Annotated in this window: 19 protein-coding genes; 14 read left to right on the top strand and 5 right to left on the bottom strand. The window is 43.2% G+C overall.

Going from position 1 to position 26,130, the window contains the following annotated elements:
- Positions 1-1,568: 1,568 nt before the first annotated feature.
- The 11 genes from VM802_RS26590 to VM802_RS26540 all read left to right on the top strand — a co-directional run bounded on the left by VM802_RS26590 (position 1,569) and on the right by VM802_RS26540 (position 17,731).
- Positions 1,569-2,108 carry an RNA polymerase sigma-70 factor gene (locus VM802_RS26590; RefSeq protein ID WP_325536452.1) on the top strand — a complete coding sequence of 180 codons (540 nt, stop codon included), beginning with the start codon at positions 1,569-1,571 and terminating at the stop codon, positions 2,106-2,108.
- Between the two features lie 69 nt (positions 2,109-2,177).
- Complete coding sequence (locus VM802_RS26585; protein WP_325536450.1) at positions 2,178-3,278, top strand: FecR family protein; 1,101 nt, start codon at positions 2,178-2,180, stop codon at positions 3,276-3,278.
- Positions 3,279-3,319: 41 nt separating this feature from the next.
- Positions 3,320-6,709: a SusC/RagA family TonB-linked outer membrane protein gene (locus VM802_RS26580; protein WP_325536448.1), complete on the top strand. Its 3,390-nt coding sequence runs from the start codon at positions 3,320-3,322 to the stop codon at positions 6,707-6,709.
- Between the two features lie 23 nt (positions 6,710-6,732).
- A complete protein-coding gene (locus VM802_RS26575; RefSeq protein ID WP_325536446.1) occupies positions 6,733-8,121 on the top strand; it encodes a RagB/SusD family nutrient uptake outer membrane protein in 1,389 nt (462 codons plus the stop codon).
- 9 nt (positions 8,122-8,130) lie between these two features.
- Positions 8,131-8,907 (top strand): DUF4843 domain-containing protein, encoded by a 777-nt coding sequence (locus VM802_RS26570; protein ID WP_325536444.1) that lies wholly within the window; start codon positions 8,131-8,133, stop codon positions 8,905-8,907.
- Positions 8,908-8,936: 29 nt separating this feature from the next.
- Entirely contained in the window at positions 8,937-10,394 is a 1,458-nt protein-coding gene (locus VM802_RS26565) for a PKD-like family lipoprotein (protein WP_325536442.1), read from the top strand.
- 12 nt (positions 10,395-10,406) lie between these two features.
- A complete protein-coding gene (locus tag VM802_RS26560) occupies positions 10,407-11,471 on the top strand; it encodes a redoxin domain-containing protein (protein ID WP_325536440.1) in 1,065 nt (354 codons plus the stop codon).
- A 33-nt stretch (positions 11,472-11,504) separates the two neighbouring features.
- Entirely contained in the window at positions 11,505-12,629 is a 1,125-nt protein-coding gene (locus VM802_RS26555) for a redoxin domain-containing protein (RefSeq protein ID WP_325536438.1), read from the top strand.
- Between the two features lie 366 nt (positions 12,630-12,995).
- Positions 12,996-13,991, top strand: a complete 996-nt coding sequence (locus tag VM802_RS26550; protein WP_325536436.1) for a terpene synthase family protein — start codon at positions 12,996-12,998, stop codon at positions 13,989-13,991.
- A 203-nt stretch (positions 13,992-14,194) separates the two neighbouring features.
- The gene (locus VM802_RS26545; RefSeq protein ID WP_325536434.1) at positions 14,195-15,694 is read left to right on the top strand and encodes a S41 family peptidase; all 1,500 of its coding nucleotides are present in this window, start codon (positions 14,195-14,197) and stop codon (positions 15,692-15,694) included.
- A gap of 810 nt (positions 15,695-16,504) precedes the next feature.
- The gene (locus tag VM802_RS26540) at positions 16,505-17,731 is read left to right on the top strand and encodes a zinc metalloprotease (RefSeq protein WP_325536432.1); all 1,227 of its coding nucleotides are present in this window, start codon (positions 16,505-16,507) and stop codon (positions 17,729-17,731) included.
- 83 nt (positions 17,732-17,814) lie between these two features.
- On the opposite strand, the gene VM802_RS26535 is transcribed toward VM802_RS26540, so the two are convergent.
- Positions 17,815-18,870 (bottom strand): NAD(P)-dependent alcohol dehydrogenase, encoded by a 1,056-nt coding sequence (locus tag VM802_RS26535; protein ID WP_325536430.1) that lies wholly within the window; start codon positions 18,868-18,870, stop codon positions 17,815-17,817.
- A gap of 49 nt (positions 18,871-18,919) precedes the next feature.
- Positions 18,920-20,464, bottom strand: coding sequence for an acetolactate synthase large subunit (locus VM802_RS26530; protein WP_325536428.1), 1,545 nt, complete (start codon positions 20,462-20,464; stop codon positions 18,920-18,922).
- A 342-nt stretch (positions 20,465-20,806) separates the two neighbouring features.
- Between VM802_RS26530 and VM802_RS26525 the strand changes: the two genes are divergently transcribed.
- Positions 20,807-21,313: an NUDIX domain-containing protein gene (locus VM802_RS26525; protein WP_325536426.1), complete on the top strand. Its 507-nt coding sequence runs from the start codon at positions 20,807-20,809 to the stop codon at positions 21,311-21,313.
- A gap of 425 nt (positions 21,314-21,738) precedes the next feature.
- On the opposite strand, the gene VM802_RS26520 is transcribed toward VM802_RS26525, so the two are convergent.
- Positions 21,739-22,797, bottom strand: coding sequence for a WD40 repeat domain-containing protein (locus VM802_RS26520; RefSeq protein ID WP_325536424.1), 1,059 nt, complete (start codon positions 22,795-22,797; stop codon positions 21,739-21,741).
- Between the two features lie 51 nt (positions 22,798-22,848).
- A complete protein-coding gene (locus tag VM802_RS26515) occupies positions 22,849-23,307 on the bottom strand; it encodes a hypothetical protein (protein ID WP_325536422.1) in 459 nt (152 codons plus the stop codon).
- A gap of 147 nt (positions 23,308-23,454) precedes the next feature.
- Between VM802_RS26515 and VM802_RS26510 the strand changes: the two genes are divergently transcribed.
- On the top strand, positions 23,455-23,820 hold the full coding sequence (locus VM802_RS26510; RefSeq protein WP_325536420.1) for a nuclear transport factor 2 family protein: 366 nt from the start codon (positions 23,455-23,457) through the stop codon (positions 23,818-23,820).
- 49 nt (positions 23,821-23,869) lie between these two features.
- Complete coding sequence (locus VM802_RS26505) at positions 23,870-24,658, top strand: alpha/beta fold hydrolase (RefSeq protein ID WP_325536418.1); 789 nt, start codon at positions 23,870-23,872, stop codon at positions 24,656-24,658.
- 104 nt (positions 24,659-24,762) lie between these two features.
- Here VM802_RS26505 and VM802_RS26500 read toward each other — a convergent pair whose 3' ends face one another.
- Complete coding sequence (locus tag VM802_RS26500; protein WP_325536416.1) at positions 24,763-25,944, bottom strand: hypothetical protein; 1,182 nt, start codon at positions 25,942-25,944, stop codon at positions 24,763-24,765.
- Between the last annotated feature and the right edge of the window lie 186 nt (positions 25,945-26,130).

Raw genomic sequence — 26,130 nt, 5'->3', positions numbered from 1 at the left:
AAAATCGGCTGTCCGGTAAATTTTTTATCTTTATCCAAGTTTTTACGTTTAAGGTGTGGTAACCCAAACATAGAAACTATTGGGGGGCTTGCCCCCTTTTTTTATGCTTTATTCACTTATTTTAGTCGGACAATACTGTTTTAAAATGAAATTGGAGATTGGGATGATGAAATCTTTTGGAACGATAGTTCCTGAATAACTTTCGTTCCCCATTTTATGTTGAACCTTTGTTATGCCCCATGAGTACTATAACGGAGGCAATATTATCCATCTCGGTCAGGTGAAGGAAATATGATTCGTCAATATATAACGACACAACACAGCTCTTAGGTGAGTGAGTGCGGCAATTCACCCTGTTTATATTCCTTATCGTTCTATATACAGTGATATATTAGTTGTAGGCCGTAATGTACATAAGCTCCAACAGTCCGGATGGTTTTGCCACCTACCGGGGGAGTGTAACATTAAGGGGAGATTCTTTCAGCACTGGCGCGTGTTATACGGCAGTGGAGGGAATGTATCCGGTTGCTGTACCAGATGAGGGTTTGCGGAAAGGATAGCGCATTGAAATAGGTTATGTAGGAAAGAATTTTGTCTGGGGTTCGCATTACTCGTATAGAATCGTTGATCATGAAAAAGGAGATAATTCTTTATCTCCTGATTTTTTAACCGGCTATCCGCAGATAATGAGAATAATTATTTAGTTAGAGTTATTATAGTAATAATTTGACAGGGGATAGGTTTTTACGAAGACTACTGCGGTGTGCCTGAAGATCTACTTGCAGAGATATTTAATTGAGTATTACTAGCTGGAAGTAAAGACTTGTTCAGTCGAGAATGGTTGATAAATAGAATGGGGGAGTAAATCTTTATTCCCCATTATTACCTCCTGTTTCACCTGATTGGCATCGCAGATCGTTTTACTATAGTGAATCAATAATAATAATAATAATAAGCTACAAATAACTATCGTTGGCATTGAACAGTTATATAATGAGGGGATAAGTCTTTATTCCCTATTATTCTAAATTTAACTATCAGCACTGACAGAAATCCCGACCGATATCCATTGGTATCTCATGTTTTCGTGTCGGAGTAAATAGAAGTTTCTCTACCGGTTATGATATTGCAGACCATTTTTTCTGCTAAACAGACCATTTTTAGAAAAAATATGCACCTTTTCATTCGATTGGACTATAAGATCGTTTATAAGAATAAGTGTTGTTTGGTGCGTTAGATGTCAATAAGACAATTAATAGTTGTGGTGGTACTTGTAACCTTTAATGAGGTTGGTAGACGTCCTGCCATTACTAAGCGTGAATGCGAATAATTGTTTAGCTATTGTAAAAAAATGTTAAATATTAGTAAATTGTATAGGCGTCTGTTTGTAGCATGATCGGGGAGGATTATGTTTGTAGATCCAACTTATTCAGTGAATGACTATAATATTCGGGAGCCTAACTAACGGTATTTAAGATACTATTTCATACACCAACGATTCTGACGTCATTATCCAGCACGCTGGGTATGCACATGCTTTGTTCTAACGATATGATCTGTTGAGTAATATGCAATCTAAGACATCACTGACAACTCCGGCCCCATCCAGGGATATGCTGGAATTCAAAGAACTGTTTGATAGCCGGTTCGCTGCGCTTTGCCTTTTTGCAGGTAAGCTGACCGGGTGCAGGAAAGCAGCTGAAGATCTGGTGCAGGAAACCTTTATCAGGTACTGGGAACGGCGTGAATTTTATACCCCCTCCACGGCGCAGGCGTTTCTTTATAAAACGGTCAGAAACCTGTGCCTGGATTGGCTCAAACATCAGGAGGTCCGAAAACGCTACTTGTTCAGGAGCAGCCACGTAATGGAGGAGAGCAGTATAATAATAGATAGAATAATACAGGTTGAAGTACTGCGGCAATTGAAAGATGCTATTGATTCTTTACCTCACAGATGCAGGGAAGTAATCACATTGAGCCTTAAAGAAGGGCTGAAGAATCATGAGATTGCCGCACAGCTGGGAGTATCGGTGAATACGGTTAAAACACAGAAACAGCGCGCACTACAACTGCTCAGATTTCGCCTTGACCTGGGGGATATTGATTAATTGCCCTGCGTTTCACCCGATTGACTCTTGTCGTCGTTTTATATTTATTCTCGGGATAGTTTGATACTTATGCATAATACTGATACAGATAGAATCGCTGCATTGATCAGCAGGTATATACAGCAGACAATTACCGTTGAGGAGGCGGCAGAGCTGAATAACTGGCTGGATCAGTCGGATCAGAACAGGCAATTGTTGTATTCACTTATAAATACTGACTTATTAACTTCGGATTTAAAGGATCTATATCGTGCCGGCGTTGAGCAGGATTTACGCTGGCAGGCACTGGTGCAAAAGCTTCCTGTGAACCAGGAGAGTAAAATGTATTTCATGCTTCATAACCAGAAAGGAAATAAAGGTGTGAAACATGCGTACAAAAATGCTGATAACAATGTTGACAGGCTTCCGTTGTTACGCTGGAGATGGGGGGTGGCAGCATCAGTGCTGATATTGATCCTTACAGGTGCTCTCTGGTATTTTTCAGGCACCAGGGCTTCCTCCATGCAGGTGATATATAATGGTTATGGCAGTACGAAACACCTGATATTGCCAGACGGTTCTGACGTATGGTTGAATGCTAATTCCAGGTTGACGTATGCAGCACAATGGAAGGCTGCACAGGCAAGAGAAGTATGGCTGAGCGGCGAAGCTTTCTTTGATGTGAAACATATACATCGGAGAGGAGCCATAAAGGAGAATGAGTTATTTATTGTACATACAGGTAATGAAGCCACAATACAGGTCCTGGGTACCTCTTTCAATGTAAAGGACAGGGCAGGTATTACGCAGGTCGTCCTGGAAAAGGGAAAAGTGCGATTGCATAGACAGTCAGAAGCTTTGTTTGAGCCGGCGGACATGTCGCCTGGAGACATGATCACATACGATTATGTACATCGCAAACAGACAAAAGAAAATGTGAATGTTATGCAATATGCTTCCTGGAGAAATGGTGTATTGGAGTTTGACCGTACTCCATTTTCATCTGTAGTGAAACTGCTGGAAGATAACTATGGATACCAGGTAGAAGTGAATGATGATACTATTTTGAGAAAAGAACTAAGCGGTACTTTTGATGCCTCCAATGGTAAGCTGCTGTTAGAGGTAATTGCAAGCGTGTTGAATATCAGGATACAACAGAATGACAAGAAGTTAAGTATCAGCAGAAAATAGCCCCCCTTTTACTATTAATCCAACCAAATAATCTGTGTTTAATGAGCAAAAACTATTTGCTACTGGTCTTCTTATGCCATCTTGTGAGTGAAGCCAGCGCTGACATCCCGGTAAATCAGCCTGAATTGTTATCCATGAGCTGCCGGCAATCTCAAACAACGCTAAAAGATGTATTAAAAGCGGTGGAAAGTAGATGCAGGGTGCATATCCTTTATTCGGAGGAGGTGGTGACAAGCAAATATTCGGATTATAAGCTGCCTGCCGGCGAACATATGGATGTAGAACAGGCGCTTACAGTTATCCTCCGGCCTCACGGTCTTCAGTATCAACGGTATGATAGCAAAACCTTTAGCATTACAAAATCGTCAGCTTCCGGTACACAGCGAAAAACACCTGTTGACTCCCTTCCCGCGGCCAACGCACAAAGGATAATAAGGGGCAGGATCATTGCTGAGGATGGGAATGAGCCAGTGCCGGGAGCCAGCGTGTGTGTGAAAGGTAATAGCCAGGGAACTGTAGCGGATAAAGATGGCAATTTCCGGTTAAGTACACCTTTGGGGGGTGTGGTGTTGAATGTAAGACATATTGGCTATAACCCACAGGAAATTACGGTTAAGAATAACAAAGACCTTGTCATACGGCTTGTTGCAAAGTCCAGCGAATTGAAAAATGTAGTGATAACAGGGATCTATAAGCGGCCGGCAGAAAGCTTTACCGGTTCCGCCAGAACAATTACAGCTGATGAGTTAAAGACGGTAGCGCCTCAGAATATTCTTCAGGCTATCAGTATACTGGACCCTGCTTTTCAGATCCCTGAAGATATTTATAGAGGATCAGATCCCAATCATCTGCCAAACGTGCAACTGCGGGGGCAGAATAATTTCCCCGCTCAGGATACGCGCAACACCAGCGCCAGTCTGAAGAGTGTATATGGAGATAATCCTAATGCACCCCTGTTCATACTGGATGGTTTCCAGGTTTCGCTGGAACGGATTTTTGACCTTGACATGAACCGGGTGGACAAAATCTCTATCCTGAAAGATGCGGCTGCTACATCATTGTATGGTTCGCGCGCAGCTAACGGTGTGATTGTAATAGATACAAGACAACCAAAGGAAGGGCATATCCGGCTGAGTTATATAGGCGGTTTACAGGTATCCATTCCTGATTTGACCAGCTATCAGTTGATGAACACGGAGCAAAAGCTTGCATATGAAAAAGCAGTTGGATTATATACTGGCTACAGGATGTACGGTGATCGGGGTGAAAGTGGGAAGAACAGCCTGAAAGATCAGCTGAAACTGGATGCTGATTATCGTAAGTTGCAAAAGGAAGCAGCGGAAGGAGTGAATACTTACTGGTTGTCTCAGCCATTGAGGACTGCTATTGGCAGCACGCATTCCCTTTACCTGGAAGGAGGAGACCATGTTATGAGGTATGGGATTGATCTTGGTTATCAGAACATCCCGGGAGTAATGAAGGGGTCAGCCCGTAATAAATTGAACGGAGGCGTTACACTAACATACCGGAACGAGAAATTATTATTTAGTAATAACCTGGCGATTAATAGTACTAAGGGTGTCAATTCTCCTTATGGGGAGTTCAGGGATTACACACAGCTTAATCCTTACTGGCGGCCATTTGACGAGAGTGGGCGGCCTGTGAGGAAATATTTCTATAATGATAGCTCGTCCTCAATAGCTAACCCGCTTTACAATGCGACATTACCAACAGAAAATTATACAACTGCATTCAACGTATCTGAAAACCTCAGGGTAGAATGGACGCCACTGGGCTGGCTGCGTTTCACGGGCCAGTTCACCTATAACCGTATGAATACAGAGGACCATAATTTTAAACCCGCAGATCACACTGATTTCGATGGAAAACCAGCTGAAGAAAAAGGGAGCTATACGTTGGGGACAGGCAAAAGCACAGGTTACACTGCTTCCATAGGTTTTGATATCCGGAAGTCATTTGATAAAAGCCTGCTGTATGTTATCGGCAATGGTTATCTGGAAGAAAACCGTAGTAATCAGGTAACAGCAACGGCAGTCGGCTTTCCCAATGACAGGGCTGCCAGCTTTATTTTTGGTGGGCAGTATCAACCTGATTCCCGCCCATCTGGTACTTCTGGTCTGGAACGTATGGCCAGCGGACGTTTTAATGTCAGCTATATTTATGATAACCGCTATTTGCTTGATTTTTCAGGCAGTGTAGATGTTTCATCGCAGTTCGGCACTAACCGCAGCGTTGCTCCCTTCTGGTCGGTCGGCGCCGGCTGGAACCTGCACAGGGAGAAATTCCTGCATACTTTAAAATGGATTGATTACCTGAAACTGAGGGCGACCATTGGAACGGTGGGGGCACAAAATTTTCCACCGTATATGGGTATGACTATCTATCAGTATAATACAACACAAACATACGCGGGTATGCAGGGGGCCAACCTGGTGGGATATGGTAATGCTGACCTGGGATGGCAGAAGACCCTTAAACGGAATCTTGGTGTCGATGGTACCTTGTTTAAGAATAGATTGACCTTTATAGCTGAATATTATTATAATACCACAAAGGATCTCATATTACCATTGCCCACACCACCATCAGTGGGATTCTCCAACTACATGGAAAATATCGGGGCGTTGAGAAACACAGGCTGGCAGGTTGGCATAAATGGAGTTGTCTTGCAAGATCCCCGGAAAGGTTTTTACTGGCGTCTTGGAGTATCGGCCTTTCATAATACCAACATCATTACACATGTAAATGAATCATTGAAAGAAACAGGGTTATACTATGGACATCTGCCTAAGAGTGATTATGAGGAGGGAGCTTCGCTCAGTGCCCTCTGGTTATATAATAGCCTGGGCATTGATCCTGCGAATGGCCGGGAACTATTCCGTGCTAAAGATGGGGGACAGACTTATTCATGGTATCATGCTGATAAAATAATCGCAGGAGACACATTACCCAAACTATCTGGTACTATTTCCACCGGGATAGACTTCCGGGGCTTTAGCGTGAACCTCTATCTTACGTACCGCATAGGGGCGAAATTGTATAATCAGACACTCGCGGGGCTTGTGGAGAATGCCCGTGCAGATCTGAACAGGGATGTCCGTACCACGGATGCCTGGCTGCGGCCTGGCGATAATTCGCCGTATAAGCATACCATTTCCAATGGTCATGATTATTCTGATACCTATCCTACCACCCGGTTTGTACAGACAGAGTATTTGTTAGAAGCGGCTAGCGTGTCCGCAACCTACCGTCTGCCGGATAGCTGGCTGAAACGGTTTAAAATGTCTAATTCCAGACTGGACTTTTATATGGCAAACCCTTTTTACATATCCACGATCACCAGGGAGCGCGGAGTAGATTATCCATTTGCAAGAAGCTTTACCCTTAAGTTCGGCACCACCTTTTTTTGATAGCTAAATAAAACGATGAAGGAATGAAGAATAGATTTATCATTTACGGAGGACTTCTTATCCTTTTATGTAGTTCCTGCAAAAAGTGGGTGGATGTAAGGCCGGATACTGTTATCAAACAGGCAGACCTTTTTTCAAGTGAATCAGGGTTTGAAGATGCGTTGACTGGCGTTTATATGCAACTGAGTATTGATACGCTGTATGGTGTCAGTCTTACTATGAAAACACTCGATCTGTTGGCACAACAATACCAAAAGGGTGATTATGATTTAGCTCCTTATTTCAATTATGATTACGGGAACGATAAATTGAAAGTGGTTCTTGCTGATATCTGGAGCAATATGTATCGCAGTATTGGCAATATCAATAATATACTGGAGCAGATAGATCAGCATAATGATCTTTTTACAAAAGACCACTATGCACGGATAAAGGGGGAAGCGTTGGGTTTGCGGGCTTTTCTGCATTTCGACCTGTTGCGCATGTTTGGCCCGGCCGGGGTAGGTAACAGCGCTGTCTCTTGTATACCTTATGTAACAAAATACAAGAAAACGGTCACGACATTCAGTTCTGTCTCTGCTGTAGTTGCACAATGCCTCGATGATGTGAAAGCCGCTGAAAAATTATTGGAAGGGAGCCAGCAGATCTATACAGAGAACAACGATAGATTTGCTGCCTATAGTCGTAATCATTTTAATTATTGGGCTACACTGGCGTTGCAGGCAAGAATATATCTGTACAAAGGGGACGTGGGTAATGCATATCAATATGCTGTAAAAGTTATCAACTCAGGCTATTTCCCTTTTGTAACCCAATCCGGGCGCGGCCAGGACCCGACTTACGCTACCGAACACGTGTTCGCGCTCAGCATCTCCAAGTTGAAAACATGGTCAGACGGCTGCTTTGCAAGGGATGTTACCCTAAACTATCTTCCTGATGAACTGCTTTACCAGACACCAGATGCGATCAATGAGCTTTATGATGTGGAAAAGGATGGTATGGCGGATTACCGGCGCGAGTTGCAGGTAGCCAGTGGAGATATTGTCCTTACTTCAAAGTACGCTCAGAGCGTGGGAGTGACCAGGCTGGCAATGAAAAACCAGATGCCCTTGATCCGTTTGTCAGAGATGTATTATATAGCGTCAGAGACTGCCGTTGATTCAGTTTCGCAATGGTCGTATCTGAATAGCGTACGTAAGCATCGTGGATTGCCGGAACTGGACCCGGATCTGAACAACATCAGGGATGCAATTACTGCAGAGTACCGGAAGGAGTTTTATGCAGAAGGGCAGTTATTCTACTATTACAAGCGATTGAATAAGGAGGTCATTCCCTGGGGTACAAGAAAGATGAGCGCAGACACCTATGTTTTTCCGTTGCCTGATGATGAAATACAATATCGTAACCAATAAATGATACATATGAGAGATACGTGCAAGTATGATATTCGTTCTGCGGGCTATTGTTTCCTATGGATAGCATTTATACCACTGGTAACCTCCTGTAAAAAGTCAGCGCCAATGCTGTATAAGGGAGGAAGTGGGGTATATATTGAAAAGGGCATGTTGCCTGAGGAAGAGAGGGATTCTATGACCTATTCATTCGCTTTACAAATGGATGATAAAGTGATTGACACAATTTACCTCCCCATGTACATAGCAGGTAATATAGCGTCAGTTGATCGTCCAATTCCTTTGGAGGCCGATCCCGCCAAAAGTACAGCTAAAGCAGCCGTGCATTATGAATTGCTGCCCGGCGCCATAAAAGCAAATGCTTTCGTTGCTAACTTTCCGGTAGTGGTTAAACGTACGCCAGACCTCAAAGAACAGGAAGTGAGATTATACCTGCACATGGGCGCCAATCAATATTTCAGCATGGATCTTAAATACATTTATGATGTAAATAATTATGATTATTCGCCTGATTACGTGATAAGGATAAATGACATATTGAAAAAGCCCTATGGCTGGGAAGGCGATGACAGTTATATGGCTTCGTTCTTTGGTAGTTATAGCGCTGCCAAGTATAAGTTTATCATAAAAGCAACAGGGAAACCAAACTGGCCAGACAGCTCCCCCGGAAAGGATATCATGTACGGATATTATATACAGGTATATGATGCACTACAGGCCTATGAAAAGCTCCACGGGGCAATGTATGATGAGAACGGTGAAAAGGTGCAGTTACCACAACGCTGATTGTTTTTACCGTTATATTTTATTTGTTTATGAAGATGCGTTCCAATACTTTGTTTTACTTCTTTCATATGCTCGTGCCGGTAATATCACTGCTCAGTTCAGGATGCTACAAGGATAAGGGTAATTACAGATACAAGAATATTAATGAAATTACCATTAAGGGACTGGACACTGTCATTCAGCTGTTGCAGGGAGACTCATTACAATTAAGTCCGGATGATATACAGGGGTTACTTCCTGGTGGAACTTATACTTACCACTGGCGTTTCGGACCGGTTGATGCTCCTGCTATTGCAGATACCGGCAAAGAGATCGCTTCAGGAAAAGTGTTGAAAACAGTGCTGACACAGTCTCCCGGTACATATACACTGGAGTTTTTTGTAAGGGATGAAACAACCGGTATTACTTCCAGTTGGGCAATAAATATTGTCATCTATTCGAAGTATCGCGGACTTTATCTGTTGGAAACTGGCAGTAAAGGAGGTGACATATCTTTTATTAACCTGAAGGATAGCAGTTATCACGCTCAGTATACTGCATTTAACGGTGGTGCGTTGCTCCAGTTCCCCCTACGAAGCTTGTCGGGAAGTTATTTTGAAGACAATAATAAACGGCAGCAATACCTGTTCGTGTTTGCTGGTAGCGATCCCGTGGAACTTTATTCTGAACAGCCACTGAAGATGGGGAATTTATCGAAGCTTTTTACTCCGTTGCCCAAGGATTACGCTCCGGTTTACTTTGCGGCAACCAAACAAAACGCTTTCTGTATCAGCAACGGTCTCCTTTATTCCAGTAACAACAGTGTTGATGCTACAACACTCCGGTTTTCGTCCCCATACTCAGGAGATTATTTTCTGGCTCCTTTTCTGGCAATTGCAACCAATTCCGGAGGAGCATTACTTACCTGTTATGATGAGAAAAATGGCCGGTTTCTATACGCCCCGTTTATGCGTGGCGAACTGCATGCTTATTCTTTCGATGACGGTGGTGCTTTTAACCTGGACAGCATTCATCAGCATTGCATCTTTGCCTCTTCATCTTCTGATGATAACAGTATATGGATTATGAAAGACGGAACGGGCAACCTGTATTCCTATCTTATACATAGTGGAGCGACAGATGCCTCAGTTGTTGCCGGGTACAACCGGATCGATCCTGCAAAAGCCCCGGGATTAGGCACTGACAGCATCATGGCAGCGTCTACAAGTCAGCCATACCTGTATTATGCTGCAGGTAACCAGCTCTACATGTATGACTACACGACCAATACGGCCATACCTGTGTATACCTTTGATATCAGAGAAACGATTACCGCTGTTATGTTCTCTAAAGCAAATGACGTCCACAACGGGGACTTGCTTTACGCTGCTACTTATAATGGAGATAAAGGAAAGGTGTACGTTTTCTCAGCAGATAAGGATGCTGGGAATATACCGGTGAAATCATTTGACGGGTTCGGGAGAGTTATTTCTCTGTTTTTTAAATAAACAATTAAGTAAATGAAACCTTTTGTTGTATGTCTGGCATTGCCGTTTTTTTTGATGATGATGGTGCAGCCATTTGTAATGGCTCAATCCAGGGATTTTATTATCAAAGGATATGTAAAGGACATGAAAGATCAGTTATTGAGACTTCATTATGTAGGAGATATAGGGCATATCATCGACACAACTACCAGCAGGAGGGGTACGTTCTTTTTTAAAGGAACGGTGGCTGAACCGGTAAGAGCAGAATTAATTACTTCCTCGGGCCATCGAATAAAATTATACCTGGAGGGAGGGGAGGTAATAGTAAGAGGTGCCGCAGAGAATAACAACACTATTATAGCACAGGGAGGAGTAATACAAAATCAGTATAGAGCATTGCAATTGCAACTGATACCATTTTACAAAGATTCTGCCAATAGAGGAGGCGTTTTTGAGCAGCGCGTATCAACAGGAATAGCTGCCGTTGTAAAGGTATTTATCCGGGAGCATCCCGCCAGCATAGTAAGCCTCGACGAATTAATTTCTCCTTCAGATGAGCGTAGCAGTATTACCGGTGATGAAAAACTGCAATTGCTTCAGGGGCTGGACAGCTCACTACGCAGGTTGGCTAGATGGGCAGTTATCTATGATCGTACACTGATCCTGAAAAGAAATGCTATTGGACAGCACATGACAGATTTTACGATGGCTGATACCAGTGGGAAACCACTTAAATTAAGCAATTTCAAAGGGAAATACCTCCTGCTGGATTTCTGGGCGAGCTGGTGTGGCCCTTGTCGCAATGAAAATAATGTTTTGGTTGATACATACAATAAGTATAAGGGAAAGGGATTTGAGATTCTGAGCGTTTCACTGGACTATGATAAAACCAAATGGATGGATGCTATAGAAGCGGACAATCTTACCTGGACACAGGTATCTGATCTACGGGGTACCGATAACGAGGCGGCACATTTATATAATATATATGAAATTCCCCAGAATGTGCTCTTTGACCCTGAGGGGAGGATAGTGGCCCGAAATCTCCAGGGGAGCGCCCTGAATATGAAACTGAAAGAATTAATCCATAATCGTTAGAAATAATAATTGCCAAAAAAACATATTTATTTTATGAGCAAACTTGTTAAATATTATCTCTTGTCATCACCACTTTTTTTATTCTTTACTTTAAGCATGATGGCACAAACAAAAGGATTTACGCTGACAGGTAAATTTACTGGGTTGAGAGATCAACGGATAGAACTATGGTATTCCTCTAACGGTGTGTCTATTCGCGACACTACTACTTCCCAAAATGGAGTATTTACATTCCGTGGCCGGACAGGTGGGCCTGTAAGAGCGGATATTACTTTCCCGATTCCCAATGCCTGGACAACCATTTATCTGGATAATTCTGATATAAAGGTTGAAGGTGATTTCGTGCATCTTGATAATCGCACTGTTAAAGGAGGAGGCCCTACTCAGGAATTATTCGAGGAATTCTGTACTACATTAGGCCCGCTTTATCTAAAGGAGGATAGCCTGAGGGAGGCTATAAGTAAAGCAAGGAAAAATAAGGATTCTGTAATGTTAAATTCCCTGTATGGTAAGTCTGAAGAAGTGGGTATTGCTATGGGCCGCATTACCAAAACATTCATTCTTGACCATCCCACTAGTATCATTAGCCTCGATGAGCTGATTTCACATGGCGACGAGGGCATAATCCTGAACCGCGAGGAGGAGATGTCACTGTTCGATGCACTGGATAAATCGCTCAGGGAGACTCCTAAGGGGGTAAGACTGGGAAACAAACTGGAAACAATCAGAAAAACTGCAATAGGTCAGCCTTTCATTGATTTTACATTGCCAGATGTAAACGGGAAGTTGGTAAAGCTCAGTAATCTCGTGGGAAAAGGAAAGTACGTACTGGTCGACTTTTGGGCAAGCTGGTGTGGGCCTTGTCGTAAAGAGAACCCTGGTCTGCTTCTCGCATATAATAAGTACAAAGGAAAAAAATTCGATATACTGAGCGTATCCCTGGATGATAAAAAGGAGAAGTGGCTGGATGCTATCGCAGCTGACCGGCTATCTTGGTTACACGTATCTGACCTGAAAGGATTTGATGGAGAGGTGACCCGGTTATACGGGCTAAAGAGTATTCCGCAAAATATACTGATTGATCCACAGGGAAAGATCATTGCCAAAAATCTGCGCGGAGGGGAGCTCGAAAATAAATTGGCGGAAATATTCAGATGAAGGTACCTGGATTATGAACAGTAAAATCACCCGCGGTTAAAGTTGTCTTTTTGCCCTTGGGTACAGCGGATGAAAAATAAAGTATGGACTCATTGCCAACTTGTTGCAGTAAGCCTCTTTATTTTTGGAGCAACGATTTAAATAAAATAGTAAAGAATAATACAACGACTCGCTACTCAAAAAAATGATTAGCCACACCATTATTAATACCACAAGAGAAACAATACGCTGTCGGTTATTACCCTTTTCCGATGTGGGATTATCTGACACGCAGGCAGCGAAACAGGAATTTGATTATTCAATTTAAAAGTAAAAGCCTTTTGGGGTATATGGAGGAAACATTTATCGCTTAACTTCAGTTATAATATGAAACCTGAAGAATACAAATCCAGCAATTATCTTCCTTTAAATTATTATCCATGGCCCAATCTCGTAAACCCACATATAGAGCAAATGGGCAGGGATATGGATTCCTGGATCGACAATGATTACACTTTTCTGACTGACATACAGCGGGAGAAATACAAGAAGATGCGATTGCATGCCTGTACAGCTTGTATGTGGCCCGATTTGACGTATGAGCAAACTATTCCCTGCAACAGGTTCATGCTCCAATATGTTGTCCTCGACGATCAATTGGAACATTCCTCCCTTCAGGAAATCCAACAGCAACGGATCCGCTGTACAGCTATTCTTAAAGGTGAGCAACCAGGGCCCGACGAAAATGCACTTTATCAACATTTGGCGACCCTTAGAGACGAATTCCGGGCTTTTATGCCTGAAATATGGATGAATCGCTTCATTAACTATTTCTACAAATCCTTCAGATACGGGATTGAGTTAGAATATTCTTTTAAAATAAAGCAACGGCCTCCTTCTCTTACACTTTACAAAGCCATTCGTGAGTATTCCGTTCTCATGCATCCATATTTAGTCTTAGGTGAGATTGAATCGGGCCTTGTCCTGCCAGACCATATTATTGAGCATCCCATTCTTCAAAGGATCATATCTTTGATTGTGAGAGTTGTTGCATGGCAAAATGATATCCATTCTCTGCCAAAGGAAATAGCGAAGGGAACGGAAGTGTTTAACTTGGTCCTTGTGCTGCAACGGGAATATCATCTGTCACTAGAAGAGGCTTGTGAAGAGGCTTTCCGTATGCATAATGCGGATTTGGAAGAAATGATCACCTTACATAGAGACTATCGCGAGTTTGGTGAATATCAGGAACACGTGGATAAATTCCTGTATTATGCGGGAGTCGGCCTTCAGGGAGTAAATACATTTTATTTACAAGAGACGGATAGATACCTGCATGGAGGAGAAGGGTTTGCATGGCCTGAAGAGAAATGCCCTTGCTGAGATTCACTGCCCGTTTCGGTGATCCGGAGAGAGGCTTCTGCCGCCTGATGTCCATAATTGCCGGTAATGTATTATTTTGTAGGAAATCCGTTTTTACTGGTACCGCATAGATGGCAGGAATCCGGTGGATACCAGCAACCATTATCTATACACTGTAACCAGCGTTTCGTCACTACAACGATTATAAAAGCAAAGCATAAAGAATGCGTCAGTCCCTTTTTATTACATGCCTTACATTAGCTGTTGCTGCCAGCAATGGCAGCTATGCCCAGTCTGAAAAGACTACCACCATGACAGCAGCCAGCCGGGCATTATTGCCAGTAGAAGGAATGCAAAAAGACCTTTTAGTTTTGTGCGACGCTTTTAAAGAGATTCATCCTGCCTACGGACTATATACTTCCGGAGATAGTTTACAGCGGCTCTACAGTACGACGGTTAATGCGCTTTCCCGGCCCTTGTCTGAAGATGAGTTTATTGACGTTGTTTATCCTTTCGTCAGCGCGCTGAAATGTGGACATACACAGGTAAAGCACTCAGTAAATTATCAGCCTTCATCTACATACAGCGCGCCACATTTACCTTTCCAGGTGTTGGTACAAAATGGAAGAGTATGGATAACCACCAGCCGGTTAACAACTATGCAGACAGGTGACGAGCTATTAAGTATTAACAACGTACCGGTCGCGGATATTATTAAACATGGGGGTGATCTTTATGCTGCTGATGGAAACAACCAGACTTTCAAGGAGCTTTTTCTAAGTGAATACGATGGCTTTGAAGATGCCTGCAATAAATACTACCGGTGGAAACCACCTTACCACATTACATTTAAAACCTCGCAGGGAGCGATAAAAACAATTTCTGCTGATACCACAGGAAAATCATTACAGTCGACCGTTAAGGAGGTCGACAATTATAAAAACTGGAGCAGCGCTGTCAACACAGATTACCTGCCGTTACGTTTTCTCCGGCATTCGGCTGCGGCCTGTTTCGAAGTACACAGCTACCAGTATCAGGATACGGTGATTTTCGAAAAGACATTTAAGGAAATAAGGGAAAAAGGAGTAAAGCACCTGATAATTGATCTGAGACATAATACAGGCGGCGATATCAGAATCGCCGCAAAGTTGATGACGTACCTGGCCGATAACCCGTTTCAAATGGTAGGAGATCTGTGGGCAAGGGTGCCAGATCCAGGCAAAACAAGGTTTACCGCATATTTTGATTCCTCCGGAATGGAAAGCTTTTTCCAAAGCTTCCAGCCAACAGGCATAAAGAAGAATGAGCATTACCCGGTGGCATTTCAGCCTGCATTTGGGAATCTGCTCGAGAAAACCAACCTGGATAAAAAATATCATTACAACGGTGACCTGATTGTACTGATTGATGGGGCCACTTTTTCGTCAGGCGCTCATACCGCCGCTGTTATTAAGCAAAACTGCAGGAAGGCAACCTTTATCGGACGTGAAACAGCCGGCGGGTCTGAAGGATGCAGCGGTGGGTCCATTCAGCATTTAACGCTGCCGAATACCGGCGTAGTAATAGATTTTCCGTTGTTGCGCGTAGTATCGGTAATCAGGCGCCCAACGTATGGACACGGTATAATGCCAGACTATACGGTGTTATTGACACCATTGGATATTGTTACAAAAAGAGATCCTGATCTGTTGGAGGCCTTGAGCATTATCAGTGCCAGGGACTGATGGTAAATAAATGGTGAGTGAAGAACCCGCTGAGTGCGGGATTTGAACTTCACTCATCATTCGTCATTTATGATTTGTAATTGAACCAGTTAGTGTTTCTATGAATGCTGACTCTCCTGCAGGGAAGCTGCACTGCTTATCTGCATATCAATAGACCCCACCCGGAAAAATGATAGAAAGAAGAGCGATAAAGTCTCGATATGTAATCGATTTCATCTTTTCGGGTTAATATTTGCAAAGCCTTAATTAATATTGGTGTATTGATCGTAAGGATTCCATGTTAAATTTGTTTCGCAATGAAAAAAACAAAGTGCTGTAGTGTAAATGAAGACCTTTATATACGCCCCTCCTGAAATCAGCAATACTAAGTGAAGACCCATCGACCAAAACAGGATTTTAATTTTTCAAATCAGTGAACAATAAGTAAAACCAGCTAAACTATTCAAATCTCTTTTTTCTGTGGTGAGTATATGAATCACTTCTGCAAACCAGTAAGTACTGGCATGAATACCATATCGATTTTTATTCTCTCTGGAGCCATTATCTGAATGTAATCAATAGCGAAGTCAGATTGAGATAATAACTGCGGCTACAGAACACAAGGCGAATACACCTGAAAGCTCACTTATTTAGATAATTCTGTATGTATAAATACAAGAGTGCCGGTATACAGATACCAGGCTGAATGGCTGCCTACTGCTATCAGTATTACCTGGACCAGGGTCGGAAACGAAGGATAATTCCTCAAAGTGGAGAATGAAGTGCTCCATAAATCAATCGTAAACTAACCTTTAATAAAAAATAATAACCATGAAAAGAAAATCACTATTTAAGAATGTTGTTATCAGTGCGGCTGCACTGATAACGGTTTCAGCGGTCATCTACTCCTGCAAGAAAAACGTACAGAACGAGAACCCTGACTTAGCAGGAGCTTCTTTTTTTACAGAGATGAAATCCGTAACGCCTTCGGCGATAGAAATCAGCGCCTACCAGGTGGAGTTAAGCTTTAAAAGAGATAAGAACAGTGATAGAACGATTCCAACCGCTTTCGAGTTAAACATGCCTGGAGGTAAAAACTACCAGGTAGCCATTACTTCTAAATCCAAAGGATTTGGAGGAGTAGATATTTATGTGGGAACAGTGAAGGATGATCTGGCAAAAGGCCCGGCCTCAAAGATGCGGAATTTCACGCTGATTGATGACCCAAAGAATAATACTGTCTTTGCTGATTTTAGTGTTGATAAAGTAAACTACACGTTATCTAAAAGAGATGATAATACATTCCGGCTGTCTGCTATAAAGCCAGTTGAGAGGAATGACAAAGACGCTATACCTGCATCCTCTTCCGCGAAACAAGCCACTACAGAATTGGCTGTTGCCAGCGGGGAGCTATGTGATGGCATCTATATTATTGATTTATATGTAGGCTATTCTAATCAGGCGGTTGCAAGTATCGGAGCCGGTAATTTGACTGCATATGCCAATGATATGGTGGCTTCAGTAAATAACGGCCTTGCCAATTCCCTGGTTGACAACGTAAGAGTACGTTTGGTAGGCACTGGTACAAACCCTAATAATCCAGGCGTGGTTCCTGCTGCACTCGATAACGGACCTACATGGTTTGCCAGCGGAGTTGCCAGCACCGGAGCAGATTTACTATGCCTGGTACAACAGCCTACAAATGCACCTGGGTCAGCGGGAGGCTACGGAAATATGCCTGGTTGGGTAGCTGTAGCTGGTGCAAACTGGACTACCGTTTACCGCCATGAAATAGGGCATAATTTAGGAAGCAACCATTGTGAGCCTGGTATAAGGCCTTATGCAGCGGGATATGATAATGGCCACTGGGCAACACATATGTGCAACAACAGTGTGAACTACTATTCTAACCCCGATGTGCAGGATGATCAGGGACGCCCGTTAGGGAATGCAAATACTGCAAATAATGCCAGACTTTGGAGAGAACGGGCGGCAGAAATGTCGGGAAGAGCGGCACATGTTCTACCTTTCACTGATTGTAGCTCATCGCGGCAATAATTTTAGTAAATTAGGTAACTGAGAAGGTTAGTTAAAAATGAGGATATCCAAAAGGGTATCCTCATTTTTTAAGAGTTAGGAACTTATTGATCATTGTTTAGCGAGGACATATCTATAACGAAACGGTAGCGGACATCGCCTTTCAGCATTCGTTCAAAAGCTACATTTATTTGCTGGATAGGAATGGTCTCTACCTCGGAATAAATCTTGTTGATGGCACAATAGTTTATCATTTCCTGCATTTCTGTTATGCTTCCGACAAAAGATCCGAGTATCTTCCTGCGTTTGAAAACAAGGGATGCTGGAGCAAATGTTGCGTCCTGCGAGGGCAGCCCCACAACAATAAGAGTGCCCTCCGGTTTGAGCATATTAAGTTGTAAAGTATAATCCCGTTTGCCGGATACAGTATCGATAATATAATCGAAATGGCTGGCCGGAAGAATGCCGTTATCCTGTTGGCCCAACAAAATAAAGTGATGAGCTCCCATTTCCCGGGCGTCTGAGGCTTTGTTCGGAGAGGTACTTATTACCGTTACTTCTGCACCCATTGCAACCGCAAACTTTACTGCCATATGTCCCAATCCGCCTAAACCTGAAACGGCTATTTTATGTCCTGTTGAAAGACCAACATACTTTAGCGGAGAATAGGTAGTTATACCTGCACATAATAATGGAGCCGTTTGTGCAAGCGGCATTTCAGCAGGTATTTTTACGGCATAATTTTCATCAACCACGATCTGGGATGAAAACCCTCCATAAGTGATATTGCCTGTATACCTTTCATAGGAATTAAAGGTGGCTATGATACCTTCCTCACAGATCTGTTCGTTGCCCGACGAGCAACAACTGCAGATACGGCAGGAATCATACAGGAAACCAATTCCTGCATAGTCGTCTTTTACAAATTTGGAAACCATACTGCCTACTTTACTGACGCGGCCTATTATCTCATGACCCGGAACAATAGGGTATATCGAAGTATTCCAGTCATTTCTGGCAAGATGGAGATCAGTATGACACACTCCACAGTATAGAATTTCAACTTGTATGTCATGCGGGCCTAACACTTTTCTTTCGATGTAATGTAATTGAAGTGGCGCTGTTGGCGCCATAGCAGCATATGCTTTAATACTACTCATAAGTTTAAATTAAGTGAGGTGAAATGAGAATGAGTGCGTATGATCTGAATTATATTATGGCTTCAATCAACCAGGGACCGTCTTCTTTCAATGCAGCTAAAAGCAAGGTTTCGAATTCGTTGCAGGTTGTGGCGCGGCCTCCCTGTACCCCAAATCCCTGCGCTATTTTCGACCAGTTTATAACAGGATTGGTAAGTTCCAGCAGGGCGCGTACTTTCTCATTGAAAGGGCCGTTACATTGCAGATTCATTTCATCTTTAACAATGGAGTATGCATTATCAGAAAATACGATCGTAATAATATTTAGCCGTTCACGGGCTTGTGTCCATAGCGCTTGTACAGAAAATGGAACGCTGCCGTCACCAATTAAACAAATGATCTTCCTGCCAGGGCATGCTAATGCCGCTCCGATACTGCCCGCCATCATATTGCCGAGCGCACCGCCACTGAGCCGTAAATAATCATGTCTTGCCGCGTGGGTGGTAATATGATAATTGGAAAATCCTCCACTGAATGACTCGTCGCAGATGATACTATCTTCCGGTAGATACTTTGCAACCATTTGCATAATGCTAACCGCATGGAGAGTTGCACCTGCCGGTATCGCTGTTTTTTCATAGACAGTAAGCGGCATTTTACCTGCTGCTCCGAAGCCCGAGGCCAGTTGTTTCATGGCCAACAAGCCATCTTCATGCGGCTGGGCCAGCACATGTATGGCGCAGTGAGCAGGAATGACTGCGGGCAGACTGTCTGAATAACTAAATGGAGGTCCGGGAATATTGCTTTCCACGAGAATCAGATGTTCAATGTCTGCCAGAAAACGATATAGGTCATTATAACGGTATGGCAGACGTTCCACCTCTACGGTACCGGCGCCGCGTTGTATTCTCGGACAAGTGGTTTCAATAAAGATGCGGCTGCCGGTGGCCATAGCAATGCTGCCTGCTGCTTCTAAGCCCTCTTCGTTGACAGCATTGCCACGTAGCAGGAAAGCAGATTTTCTTCCGGACCTCACTATGTGAGCTATGCCCTTTATTACAGATTCATCTACAGGGGAGGGACTTTGAAAACTGACTTTGGTATCCGAGAGAAAACTCTGCTGCCAGGCTACTGAAGCCGGAACGATCAATGTGGCAATGCCTCTTGGATATTTCATGGATGCCGATATAGCACCAATGGTGTCGCTGTGAACCGTTTGTGCACTTGTCGTAACGCTGACCCAATCTGATAAAGGGGAAGCAATTGCCTTAATGTCGCTGCTTAGAAAGCTATCATACTTTTGCAAATACTGAGGGTGATCGCCGATAATGTTTATTACAGGACTGCCAGCCCGCCGGGCATTATGCAGATTGGACAGACTATTGGCCAATCCGGGGCCTAGATGCAGAAGGGTGCAAGCCGGTTTGCCAGTCATTCTTGCATACCCGTCTGCCGCACCGGTAGCAATGCCTTCAAACAAAACTAAAACGGATTTCATACCTGGATGATTTCCGATGGACTCTGTAAGATGTGCTTCGGTAGTGCCGGGATTAACCAGACAGAGATTTACTCCTGCCTCTGATAAAGTTTGAACGATAATCTGTGCTCCGTTCATGTTTTTATTTTTATAAACGTTAATGATAAATCCACTGTAGCATTTGTGTATAGGCCGCGCTATTGTATGACGGAGCAAAATTAGTCGCCTGAAATTGAAGGTGAATTGCAGTTGGAAATTGTGGTTGTGTATTAGTTTTTGAATCTCTTAGGACCTCTATGAATCCGCTTTTGTGCTTGATGTAACCTATGGCCGTAGTGGAGCAAAATACACACTTAAATGTCTTAGAAATACTACCCCATATTGACGGTTTCAGTTATTGTTGGAATGCACCCGATTCTCTTATATTTAAATAGAAAGATTGCAGCCTCGTCTATCTCTAATCATAATACTCTTTTTATTATGACAGACAAACAATCTAATAGCCCTGATCAGGAAGAAACAGGAATTACTGTTCGTGTTTATGGAATCATGATTCATGAGTCAGGAAAGATACTTGTGTGCGATGAATATTATTATGGCAGGCTGTTTACTAAATTTCCCGGAGGTGGGATGCAGTTGGGAGAATCAACGAGAGATTGTTTGATAAGAGAATGGCACGAAGAATTGGACCAGTATATAATCATCGTTGAACATGTATATACCAGTGACATTATACAAAATTACCCATTCAGGAATGATGTACAGGTAATAAGTATTTATTATCTCGTTAAGCCGCTGACTGCCTTGCAGGTCCCGGTCAGTGATACGCCGTTTGACTTTGATCCCGCCGATGATTTACCACATCGGATTTCTCTCCGTTGGATAGATTTCAGGTCTTTCTCCGCCAACTGTATGACGCTTCCTGCTGACAGGATAGCCGCGTCCGTGATAATAGCGCAAATTGACAGCAATATGGACCGGTATTAATATAACAACCTCCTCCCGGTGTTCTACAGTGGAATGATAATCGGCATATTTTCTAAATATGATTTTGTTGATGATAACGAATGGCGCGCATATACTATGCATTTATCAGGCATACAAAATTAATAAGCACTACTGCCAACTGTCTTCACAGTAGATAATTATCGCAATTTATATTTGGAATTCTTTTTTGGATATTTCGGTTTTCAATGAGGAGCTGGTGTACCTGCATCCAGGACAGTATGCTATACGCCAGGTTATAAAGTAGCGTTAAAGGAAGGTACAGAAATTGAGCGTTTCGAATGGTTGAAGTATGCCAACAAGGATCAAAATTTAATTGACTGGTCAGTGACTGTAAAATAAACGGTGTCAAAGCTAAAAAATTACACCTTGAACACCGCTTATTTAGATACCATTAATATTTTTTATCATACGGGTAGGTCATACCTGCGCAACTGACCATCACCGGTCGTGAGCAATAGCTGTCCATGCACAATCATTACATTGATGATATTGCTACTGTAATCATAGACATAATCCGGGTTAGTAGTAGGATGACCGTCCAGGTCATATGCTGTAAATTCAATACCCTCCGGCATTACCTCCGCCTTACAGCGTAAATCTTTCCTGTCCAGCAATAACAATCTCCCAAATTGAGAAACCACCAGGATGTTATGATCATCTACAAAGAATACATTGTAGTTGATATTATCAGGTTCGGAGGCGGGAAAGTCTTTACTGCCATCGAAAATAGCCGCCTGATCCTGCTCTGCTACTTTTACAATTTCAGGGAAGGAGTAGATTTCCAGTGGTCCGTCATAATGGGGAGCCATAACAAACTCCTTTCCGGATGGCGCAAAGTTGCCCATAATGACGTCATCACATTGGGTAAGTTCGGTTAGGGAGATGATACCGTCGTTCAGCTGTAACTGCATCAGGATGGTTTGCTCCTGGCCTGCAGACGCTTCCAGCAGGATAATGTCATCGTCCGGCGTCGCATGAAATGTATAGGCATGTTGGTGGCTCTCCAGCAGGGGGTAAGATGTAATTACTTCAAAAGTAGCAACATCCATTACCTGTAGCTCATCCATGTCATCTTCGTCACCAGGCAATACATACCAGATCGTTTTGTTATCCTTGGCGAAGTAGCAGGCAGCGCCCAGGACCAAGCCCCAGGAACCATGTTCTACGGTATGTAATACCCTGGTTCCTTCTGCATCAAGAATACGCATGTCGACCATACCCGCAATAGCAATCAGACGGCCATCAGAAGAGGCCGACAACTTGCTGCTTACATAGTTCGCATTCTGTCCCTGCATGATTTTTTCCCATACAATTTCATGGTTGGTATTGAGCTTTGTAATCAGCGGCTGACTTGCAAAGTTCATCAGTATCTCTCCATTCGGCAATGGCACTACGTTCACCGGGTTAGCCGTGAATGTCAGTTTGTTTTTTAACGGTAGGTTTATATGCGTAAATTGACTCATGTATTTTATTTATACCGCCGCAAAGGTAATCACTAAAACAATTTAGAGCATTCAATAGATGGCTGTTATCTTGTTTTTTCCCTTGAACTCAAATTCATCTCCCACTTTTTTTCGCATTAGCTGCTGTGCCAGCGGTGATACAGGCGAAAGGAAAATAACAGGCTCCCCATCGACGACCTGTTTGCCAAGGCCTGCACCTATGAAAAAGTTTGTGGTGGTAGACCGTACAAATGCTCCCACAGCGGGGGCATCGTATATGGACTGTACATTAATCATCCGAAGCGCGTGGAGGTCTTGTTGATGTGCGAGCAGCTGCCTGGCGTGCATATCTTTTTCCATCTGGTTCATAGCTCTCGCAGTCTCATATTTATCGCCGACAGAGCTTTTACTTTCCTGGTTTGCCGCTGCCTGGGCATCATCCATAGCCTGCTGCGTGATTGCAATACGCTGCATGAAAATTTGCTCACAATGTTGTTTCAGTAAGAGCTTGTGGGCGATCCTTGCATCCATAGTAAATACCTGTTAATATCTAAATCCCAAATATAGGAAATGAGGAGCTTCTACTGTGCTTATCACAAGATCATTCTATTTTCGATATAGGATTCATATCTTGATGTCTGTATCAGCAGACAATACTTCATCACTTAAAGCATACACATGAATCTGAGTAACAAAGAAATCCTGGAAAAAGCAAATGCAGCTATTACAGAAGGAGACAATGAGGGCTTTCTGTCTTTCTGTACTGACGACACAGAATGGACATTCGTAGGCGACATGACGCTGCAAGGGAAGGAGGCTGTTCGACAGTATATGGCAAAGACATACGTGGAGCCCCCAAGGTTCATGGTCGAAAACCTGATCGCCGAAGGTGAATTTGTCACAGCAATAGGCAAAATCAGTATGAAGAACGAACATGGGAAAATGATCGATTACGCCTATTGTGATGTATGGCGATTTCGCGATGGAAAGATGACCGGATTAAAAGCTTTTGTAATCGAGACAGGATCAAGGTCAAAGCAATGAGAAAACACACTTTCTGACAAAGCTCAATTGCACTAAATTTCACAACAATATGGCACTAATCGAGATCAATGGAATCAACCTGAATGTATCTGTCAAAGGCGAAGGACATCCTGTAATCCTCATCCACGGCGTTGGTGGAGAGCAAGCCCACTTAGAGAATCTAACCAACCGGCTTTCTTCCCGGTTTAAAACCATTGCACTGGACTGCCGCGGACATGGCCAGTCAGACAAACCAGCGCAATACACATTGCAGGACCACATCAATGATGTCATCGGCGTTATGAACTATTTTGAGTTGCCGGTCACTGCTTTATTAGGTGTTTCCATGGGCTCTTACATTGCGCAGGGTGTGGCCATCGCCGCCGGAAATAGAATTGATAAACTGATACTGACCGTTCCTAAATCCAATGGCCTGACTTCCTCCGTACAGCGGCTCATGAGTGAACATGCTGCTGAGATACAGGGAATGAATCTGCACGAGGTATTTCTGTACCTGCTCCGCTACTTCACTTATGATGCGGAAGCCATGAGGGCATATATCGGGATATTTGATTCTCAGTTACCCCCGGAGCAGTTTGCAGCTGCCAACAAGGCACTGGAGGGTTTCGATTTCAGAGAAGACCTGCATAAGGTAACAGCGCAAACAGTAGTCATCAGCGGAAAATACGATGGCCTGAATCCTCCGGCAGAAGGGAGGATCTGTGCGGAGCTCATTCCCAACGCAACTTTCATTGAAATGCTATATTCAGGTCATGCACCTATGTATGAGGAGCCTGAAGCATATATGAGCGCGGTGGAGGCATTTTTATTGAAAGAACAAGCCCCCGTTGTAGCATAGTGGTTAAAGGGCGACGGTGTCGCTGTTTCAATACTGCATCGTTAGATATAGAACTGAAAAAGAAAACTGCTGATTTCCTCAGCGGTTTTCTTTTTCAGTTCATGTTACTTTCTTTTCAATTGTTGTATTTCGCCGGAGAGGTCCAGCACTTGTTGTTTTAAAATAGTCTTTTCCTCCTGATCCTTTTTCATTGTCTTTTCGATATTGATGATATATAAGGTCAGCTCCTCAACTTTCTGCAATAACTTCCTGTTCATTTCTCCGATGTCCAGCCCATTTTTTTGTACTTCCTCAGCTGTCGGCATTTCAGGCAGGTGTTTGTTTTGCTGTATGAACTTTTCTACTTCCTGCAGAGAAGGGAGGGTGTAATGGTCGTTAAATACATAATCAGGCCAGTTTGACTGCTGTTTAACCTTGATCCTTTCAGCAATCATAGTGCCTGCGATTGCCAGCCGGTAGCCGGCCGTGTTCGAAGTACCAATACCAACGCAATTTGCGGTGTTCACAAATATACCAGGAGCTGCACCATACTGTAAAGAACTGTATGCCTCCGCTGCCGGCGCCGCTGCGATATATAATCCCTGCCCATATTGATCTATGTTTGCACCTATTTTAATACCATAAGAAGCGCTCTGGCTGGTGTGATTAACAAACTCTATACTGGGGTTACCATTACTTGTCTGTCCAATATTAAACCGTTCAAAATTGTAGGTACCCGGAAAACTTAGTTTACTGGTATTGTTACCAAAGCTACCTATCTGGAGCGCCTCAACGGGCTTCGAAGTTCCTATGCCTACGTTACCCTGCTGATCTATTCTCATACGCTCCTGTAATTGACCGGCGTTACGTGTCCATAAAGTCAGGCCTCCATAACCTCCATCACCGCTACTCAGATAATAAGAGGCTAACCGGCCTATTACATGACCGGTGCCGGATACCTGGTAATCCAAATCAGCACGTGAAAGGGTTGATGGATCATCATTTGCCTGTAGGGTCAGATGTCCCTGTCCTGCCTGGTTATAAATTGTCAGCGGAGCAACGGGTTGCTTAGTGCCAATACCTACTCGCCCCTGGCTGGTTATAGATAATATATTGCTCCAGATAGCGCTGTTATGACGCCCCGCAATATTGAGTAAAGTTAAATTGCCAGGGTCTTCAGAATAAATTTTATGCCCGAAACCATTTCCATAGGTGGAGCCCGTCCATTCCAGGACCTTATCTTTCAGTACTTCCTGTGCGTGAAGGCTGCTACTGATAAAGCATAGTGCTACAATAATCTTTTTCATTTACTAGGTTGTTATTGACGCCAAATATATTAGAACTCATTTCATAATACCTTCTTAATAAGATCATAACAAAAGCGAGATGAACAAAGGATTCGTAATGTTCGATATATCTGTCATAGCGGGTAATAACTCGCTTAAACTTATTGAGCCATGCGAAAAATCGCTCAATTTTCCACCTGCGTTTAT

Origin of the sequence: Chitinophaga sp., assembly GCF_035538455.1 — a bacterium.
Lineage (GTDB): Bacteria > Bacteroidota > Bacteroidia > Chitinophagales > Chitinophagaceae > Chitinophaga.
This window is presented reverse-complemented; position numbering and strand designations above follow the sequence as displayed.